Below are 6,191 nucleotides of genomic sequence, written 5' to 3' on the forward strand. Positions count from 1 at the left end.
AGCAGTGTGATTAGTAAATTTGAATAAATTGATGTTTATGTTCAGTTATTTAGATTTATGCCTTCATCAGAGCCTGTTTGGCCATGTCTATCAGGGCTTCTATGCTAGATAGTCGAGTAAAGTTGGGACGCACAATAAAAGCAAGCTGACGGTGCGGCCCCGGTTCTTGCAGGTGAACTACTGACAAGGAGTCATGCTGTGATGTCAGTTGTTCAATCGCCATGTCCGGAATAAGTGTGGTTCCCAGGTTTCCCAACACCATCTGAATAAGGGTATTTAAGCTTGTGGCGCTAAAACTCCTGCTGGTGTGTTGATCGGTCATTTTGCAGGCATCGAGAATATGATCTTTAAGGCAATGGCCTTCTTCGAGCAGCAGTAAATTGCAGTAGTTGAGTTCGTTGCTACTGATCTCCTGCTGATCAGTATATTGTTCACCTTTCGGTGCAATCCAGTAAAAGTCCTCTTCCCAGAAAGGCAAACTGAGCAGCCCTTTAAAGGGAAAGGGTAATGCTAATACAGCCGCATCAAGCTCACCGCTTCTGACTCGTTCAACCAACTGATGCGACTGGTTCTCGACGATATTGAGTCTGGCAAGAGGATACTTCTTATTTAGAACCGGTAATAATTTTGGCAACAGATATGGGGCTATGGTCGGGATCATGCCGACATTAAGTGGATAACTGAAAGGCAGTTTCTGAATATCAGCGAAATGTTCTAAATCGTCTACCTGTAAAATAATGGAGCGGGCCTGCAAAAGAACACGCTGACCAATAGGCGTCACTTGTACTTTTCGGTTATCTCTTTCAAATATTTTTAATCCCAGCTGTTTTTCCAATTCATTCAGTGCGGTACTCAATGCTGACTGACTGATATTGCAATTTTCTGCGGCGTGTTTGAAATGGAGTGTTTCTTCGACCGTCAAGGCATAGCGGAGTTGTTTAATGGAAATCATGCGTCCCTGCTTCTCAGTTAAAACCGGTTTATCTTATCGCAAATATTGAAGCATAAATGAAGGCCTTCCGATTATTGACATCGTCGATGATGATCATTCAGCCTAAGAAAGGAAGCCTAAGCTACAATAGCTAGCTTTCCCTTCTTAAAATTGTGAGCATTAATGAGCGATCTTCCTAACTGCCCCGCGTGTGGCTCTGAATATACCTATCAAGATCAGTCGATGTTAGTTTGTCCTGAGTGTGGTCATGAATGGCAGGCGGGCGAAGATAAGGTTGATACGAGCGAAGACAGGATATTGGATTCGAATGGTAATGTTCTAGAAGACGGTGATACGGTCACGGTGATTAAAGATTTGAAGGTAAAAGGGTCATCAGCGGTGGTCAAAGTGGGAACGAAAGTTAAAAACATCCGGCTGGTTGGCGGTGACCACGATATTGATTGCAAGATTGATGGTATTGGCGCGATGAAGTTGAAGTCAGAGTTTGTAAAAAAAGCATAATAAAAAGGGCAGCATAGGAATGCTATGCTGCCCTTGTTTATGTATCACTGGATGCTGCCCAATTGTTTGAAAAGATTATACAAATCCAGTACATCCCAGTGTTCCGCTAACTTGCCATTTTCGACGCGAAAGATATCAACGGCATCGAACTTATAGCCGGCATGGCTGGCTGGAATGCCCAACCATTCATTAGTGTGGGTGCCTGAATAACTGCCATACACCCAGATGAAATCATCATTGCTAATAATATTTTTCAGCTCATAGTTGAAGTCAGGAATGGCGCTGAACCAATTATTAAAAAAGGTCTTAAAGCCTTCACTACCTTGCTCGACAAAGGGATTATGCTGAATATAATCATCGTGCATGTACACACCGAGATTGCTCAGCTCTTTATTTACAAAAACTTGCTCAGCAAAGTTGCTCATCAAACTTAAATTCGACTTGTTGTCAGCCATAGTTGTGCCTCCAGATACGACGAAAGTTGCCAAGATGGCAAGGGTTTGAAAAAAACGCTTTTTCATTGATTTATCCTCATGTGATTGAAATTTCCCGGGTGGACAAATACTATGGTTGACAGTCTCTATTCGCAAGAAGGCACTTAAAAGTGCTGTAGTTACCAAAAAGAAACTAATAAACAAAGACAACAACTTATGAGTCAGTGGGATATATATAATAAAAATTGCCCAACGCGTTTAGTGTTGGATCGCATCGCAGATAAGTGGACGGTGCTGGTGGTGGGGGCACTGGCAACAGAGACAAAACGTTTTGGTCAGTTGCGACGAGAGCTGGATGGCGTTTCTCAGAAAATGCTGACTCAGACACTGAGAGGCCTGGAAAGAGACGGTATCGTCTACCGCAAAGTGTATGCGACAGTGCCACCCAAAGTGGAGTACTCACTAACTACATTAGGCTTAACGCTGGTGAATTTAGTCGAGACAGTCCGCTATTGGTCTGAGGGAAATATTGAGAAAGTGCTGATGGCACAAAAACGTTATGACGCTTAAAAGCATTAGTTTTCTACAGCTTTGTTAGTGTGATGTCGTTCACGCTGAAAGTCTTCGGATTGACTGGGTTAGCCATGTTAGCCTTTGCCGGTAATTCGGTATTGGGGCGTTTAGCATTGGAAAATGGGGCGATTGACCCCGCGAGTTTCAGCATCATCAGGCTGATGTCAGCTGCAGTGATGTTGTATTTCTTAATAGCAGTTAACAAGCCATCAAACGTTCGCTTGGCTTATGGTAGTTGGCGATCGGCGGTGATGCTATTTCTCTATGTCGTCACTTTTTCCTATGCTTATGTTGGTTTAGATACTGGCACCGGTGCATTAATTTTATTTGGTTCGGTGCAAATAACCATGATTGGCTTCAATGTCTTTCAAGGCAATAAACTATCGTTGATAGAGCAAGTTGGTCTGCTACTCGCTTTTTCTGGTTTGCTGGTTTTATTACTTCCCGGCAGTACTCAGCCCAGCTTTTTAGGGTTTTTATTAATGCTTATTTCCGGCGTTGCTTGGGGTTTGTATAGCGTTTGGGGTAAAGGCTCATTACAACCCTTGGCAGATACCGCCGGTAATTTTCTTAAAACTGTGCCAATGTGTGCCTTATTAAGCTTAGTGCTCTTGTCTCATTATGCGATTTCAGCAGAGGGTGTGTATCTTGCGCTCGCTTCAGGCGCACTGACTTCGGGAGTGGGCTATGCCATTTGGTATGCTGTTTTGCCGGCGTTATCGATTACCAAGGCAGCAGTGTCACAGTTGTCTGTGCCAATTATTGCGGCGTTGGGTGGCGTGATGTTTTCCGCTGAGCACGTTACAGTGCAACTATTTCTCGCATCACTGCTCACGCTTGGCGGTGTGTGTATTGTTATTCTGAAAAAGCATGATATTCAGTAAAGATTAAATGGGAAAGGAAAAATATGTATACCGATGAGGACCTTCAACAAGCGGTTGATAAAGAGATATTTTCACCTGCTTCCGTAGAAAAGTTCAGAGCCTATATTCATCAGCGTGACAACACGCATTATGCAGATGAAGAGGGCTTTAAGCTTATCACCAGCTTTAATGACATTTTTGTGGTGATTGCGTGCTTATTGCTGTTGTTATCTGCTGCTTGGGTAGTACAAGGGGTTAGTGTGCCGCTGGCTTTGGCGGTGGTCGCTACGTTGTCGTGGGGCTTAGCCGAATTTTTTGTACTCAGACGCAAGATGGCGTTGCCCGCTATTGTATTGCTCAATACCTTCGTTGGCAGCGTCTTTGCTGGCATGGTGTTATTAGTTGGTTTCCCAGATGAAAAGGCGTTTATGGTGGCGGGCTTTGTTGCCACGGTTGCTGCCTGGCTACATTGGCGACGTTTTCACGTGCCGATCACGGTCGCTGCCGGTGCGGCTACCGCGGTTGCCTTTATCTTAGCGTCTTTGGTGCTGACATTCCCCGGCTTGAAAGAATATTTGAACACGATGATGTTTTTGGGTGGTATCGCCATGTTTATATTGGCAATGCGTTGGGATATAGCGGATCTGAGACGCGTTTCCGGTAAGTCGGATGTTGCGTTCTGGTTACATTTAGCGGCAGCACCGCTGATTGTACATCCGGTATTTTCTAACCTGGGCATCTTTGAAGGTAATCAGTCAGCACTAGATTTAGCGTTGGTGTTGGGGCTGTATCTGATGCTGACCGTGGTATCGCTGATTATTGATCGTCGTGCCTTTATGGTGTCGTCATTAATTTATGTGCTGGTGGCGTTAACGGAGTTATTGGATACCTATGGTTTGGTCGGCGATAGTTTTGCTTATGTCGGTGTGGTGATTGGTTTTTCATTATTGCTTCTATCAGGCTTTTGGCATAAATCTCGTCGTATCTTAACTGCTCAATTACCTGCCTCGTGGCAGTCACGCGTGCCGCTTGTGAGTTAAATCGGCGAAAATGCGGTAAGCTTGTATTAGGCTTTCATCAACCTGGCGGGGGCGATGGTGAAACAGGTTCTGGCTGATGTCTGGGAAACGCGAGTAGAAAGTCCTTTTCCGGGGCTAACGACACATGCTTATTTGCTGACCCGTGATATGGGCAATGTGCTGTTTTATAACACCAGCCAGCAAGCCGATATTGAGCATATGTTAGCGCTTGGTGGTGTGCGTTATCAGTTCCTTAGTCACCGTGATGAGCTGGGTGAATCGGTCAAGCAAATCCGGACACAGTTCGATGCTCAGCTTGGTGGCCACCTCAATGAGCAAGCCGAATTTGCTGAAGTCTGTACACCTGACATTGTGTTCTTCAAACGTCAGAAACTACTGGAAAATGTGGAGGTGATCCCGACACCGGGACACACCCCCGGCAGTTGCTGTTTTCTGGTTCACTCCGAGCATAATAGAACTTATCTCTTTACTGGCGATACCTTGTATCTCACCGATGATGGTTGGCAACCGGGCATGCTGTCATTCAGTGACCGTGATGCTTTGCTGGAGAGTTTAAAGCTATTGCAGACATTACAGCCAGACGTGGTGTTTTCCAGTGCGTTCTCGGGTTTTTCCGGCTATCGCAAAGTATCGGGTCATTGGTCTGACGAGGTGCAACAAGCGATTAATGCGCTTAAGGATTAAGCTATTTTTCATCAAATGATTCCATAGTTAGTCACAGACAACCTGTTAAGGAGGCGGCTTATGGAGATTCAACGACATGGTCTATCAGTAGGCATAGATCGAATTGAAGATAAGTTTTTTATCACTTTTAGGATCGTCGGAAAGCTGACTCATGATGATTATGCGGCGATCACACCGATGATTGCTGCCGCATTAAGCTCAGTCGAGGATCCTAAGGCCAATGTGTTGATTGATGCCACTGAGTTTGAAGGCTGGGAGTTACGTGCAGCGTGGGACGACTTTAAGTTAGGTTTGAAGCACGGCTCTGAATTTTACAAAATCGCTATTGTCGGTGATAAACGCTGGCAGCAATGGGCAGCCAAGATCGGAAGCTGGTTTATTTCGGGGGAGGCTAAGCATTTTGACAACCTTGCTGATGCGCTTAGTTGGCTCAACGACGAAAAATGAAACCCGGTATTAAGCTTGTGGATGAAACTCTGGGCGACGGTAACAATGTTCAGCGTCAGCATATATATTTGATGCGCATAAAGATGTGGCTGAATCAAGGACAAGCGATACGTTGGACGCAGCCATGGGGCATGCAACATAGCGCGCGATTAGAGGATGATGGTGAAACCTTGGTTAGCGGCCTACGAGTTGATCGTGAGAGTCTGTTCAATGGTCTGTTTTATGGCATTGAGGGTATGAGGGTTGGCGGAACAAGAAAGCTCAGAGTGTCCCCTCACTTGGCTTATGGTGATCAAGGGGTAGCAGGTTTGATACCGGCGAATGCCGTGCTTACGGTTGAGGTAACGATTCTGGAAGACATGCAAAAATAAACCCCACCCACAAAGTGGGCAGGGTTGGTTTCAGCTTCAGGTCTTAGTGTCTGTAGTAACGACGGTCACCTGAGTGTCTATCATGGCGATTGTGAGAGCGTCTGTCATAACCACGATGGTTGTTATAGTGAGCCCGTTTTTTGTAATGACGGTCATGTCTATCGTAATGTTTCCGGTGCTTTTTGTAATGCTTCCACTGTTTCTTATGATAATAACGATCATGGTAATCGTAATGTCTGTAAGTGATTACCGGAGCGTGATGATATCGATGGTAATAGTCATGATGATGGTGGTGACCGAGGTCAAAACCAATACCAATTCTGATA

At 45.1% G+C, this 6,191-nt stretch carries 10 protein-coding genes; 7 read left to right on the top strand and 3 right to left on the bottom strand.

The features are described 5' to 3' along the window. Window positions 1–55: 55 nt before the first annotated feature. Entirely contained in the window at window positions 56–952 is an 897-nt protein-coding gene (locus MDMS009_RS08360) for a hydrogen peroxide-inducible genes activator (RefSeq protein ID WP_008291050.1), read from the bottom strand. Window positions 953–1,114: 162 nt separating this feature from the next. On the opposite strand from MDMS009_RS08360, the gene MDMS009_RS08365 reads away from it, so the two are divergent. Beyond that, on the top strand, window positions 1,115–1,453 hold the full coding sequence (locus tag MDMS009_RS08365; RefSeq protein WP_043888073.1) for a zinc ribbon domain-containing protein YjdM: 339 nt from the start codon (window positions 1,115–1,117) through the stop codon (window positions 1,451–1,453). Between the two features lie 44 nt (window positions 1,454–1,497). Here the strand turns inward: MDMS009_RS08365 and MDMS009_RS08370 are convergent, their stop codons facing one another. Beyond that, window positions 1,498–1,974, bottom strand: a complete 477-nt coding sequence (locus MDMS009_RS08370) for an ester cyclase (RefSeq protein ID WP_043888074.1) — start codon at window positions 1,972–1,974, stop codon at window positions 1,498–1,500. A 174-nt stretch (window positions 1,975–2,148) separates the two neighbouring features. Between MDMS009_RS08370 and MDMS009_RS08375 the strand changes: the two genes are divergently transcribed. The 6 genes from MDMS009_RS08375 to MDMS009_RS16070 all read left to right on the top strand — a co-directional run bounded on the left by MDMS009_RS08375 (window position 2,149) and on the right by MDMS009_RS16070 (window position 5,865). After that, window positions 2,149–2,457, top strand: a complete 309-nt coding sequence (locus MDMS009_RS08375) for a winged helix-turn-helix transcriptional regulator (RefSeq protein WP_008290927.1) — start codon at window positions 2,149–2,151, stop codon at window positions 2,455–2,457. Between the two features lie 32 nt (window positions 2,458–2,489). After that, complete coding sequence (locus tag MDMS009_RS08380; RefSeq protein WP_043888076.1) at window positions 2,490–3,344, top strand: DMT family transporter; 855 nt, start codon at window positions 2,490–2,492, stop codon at window positions 3,342–3,344. A 23-nt stretch (window positions 3,345–3,367) separates the two neighbouring features. Next, window positions 3,368–4,363 carry a hypothetical protein gene (locus tag MDMS009_RS08385; RefSeq protein WP_008291059.1) on the top strand — a complete coding sequence of 332 codons (996 nt, stop codon included), beginning with the start codon at window positions 3,368–3,370 and terminating at the stop codon, window positions 4,361–4,363. A gap of 54 nt (window positions 4,364–4,417) precedes the next feature. Then, the gene (locus tag MDMS009_RS08390) at window positions 4,418–5,047 is read left to right on the top strand and encodes an MBL fold metallo-hydrolase (RefSeq protein ID WP_008291033.1); all 630 of its coding nucleotides are present in this window, start codon (window positions 4,418–4,420) and stop codon (window positions 5,045–5,047) included. A gap of 60 nt (window positions 5,048–5,107) precedes the next feature. Continuing rightward, window positions 5,108–5,494 (top strand): SpoIIAA family protein, encoded by a 387-nt coding sequence (locus tag MDMS009_RS08395; protein WP_008291031.1) that lies wholly within the window; start codon window positions 5,108–5,110, stop codon window positions 5,492–5,494. 83 nt (window positions 5,495–5,577) lie between these two features. Continuing rightward, on the top strand, window positions 5,578–5,865 hold the full coding sequence (locus MDMS009_RS16070) for an FKBP-type peptidyl-prolyl cis-trans isomerase (RefSeq protein WP_202811609.1): 288 nt from the start codon (window positions 5,578–5,580) through the stop codon (window positions 5,863–5,865). A gap of 43 nt (window positions 5,866–5,908) precedes the next feature. On the opposite strand, the gene MDMS009_RS16490 is transcribed toward MDMS009_RS16070, so the two are convergent. Beyond that, a partial coding sequence (locus tag MDMS009_RS16490) for a hypothetical protein (protein WP_237700498.1) occupies window positions 5,909–6,191 on the bottom strand: 283 nt, incomplete at its 5' end.

The organism is Methylophaga thiooxydans DMS010, from assembly GCF_000156355.1.
GTDB classification, from domain to species: Bacteria; Pseudomonadota; Gammaproteobacteria; order Nitrosococcales; family Methylophagaceae; genus Methylophaga; species Methylophaga thiooxydans.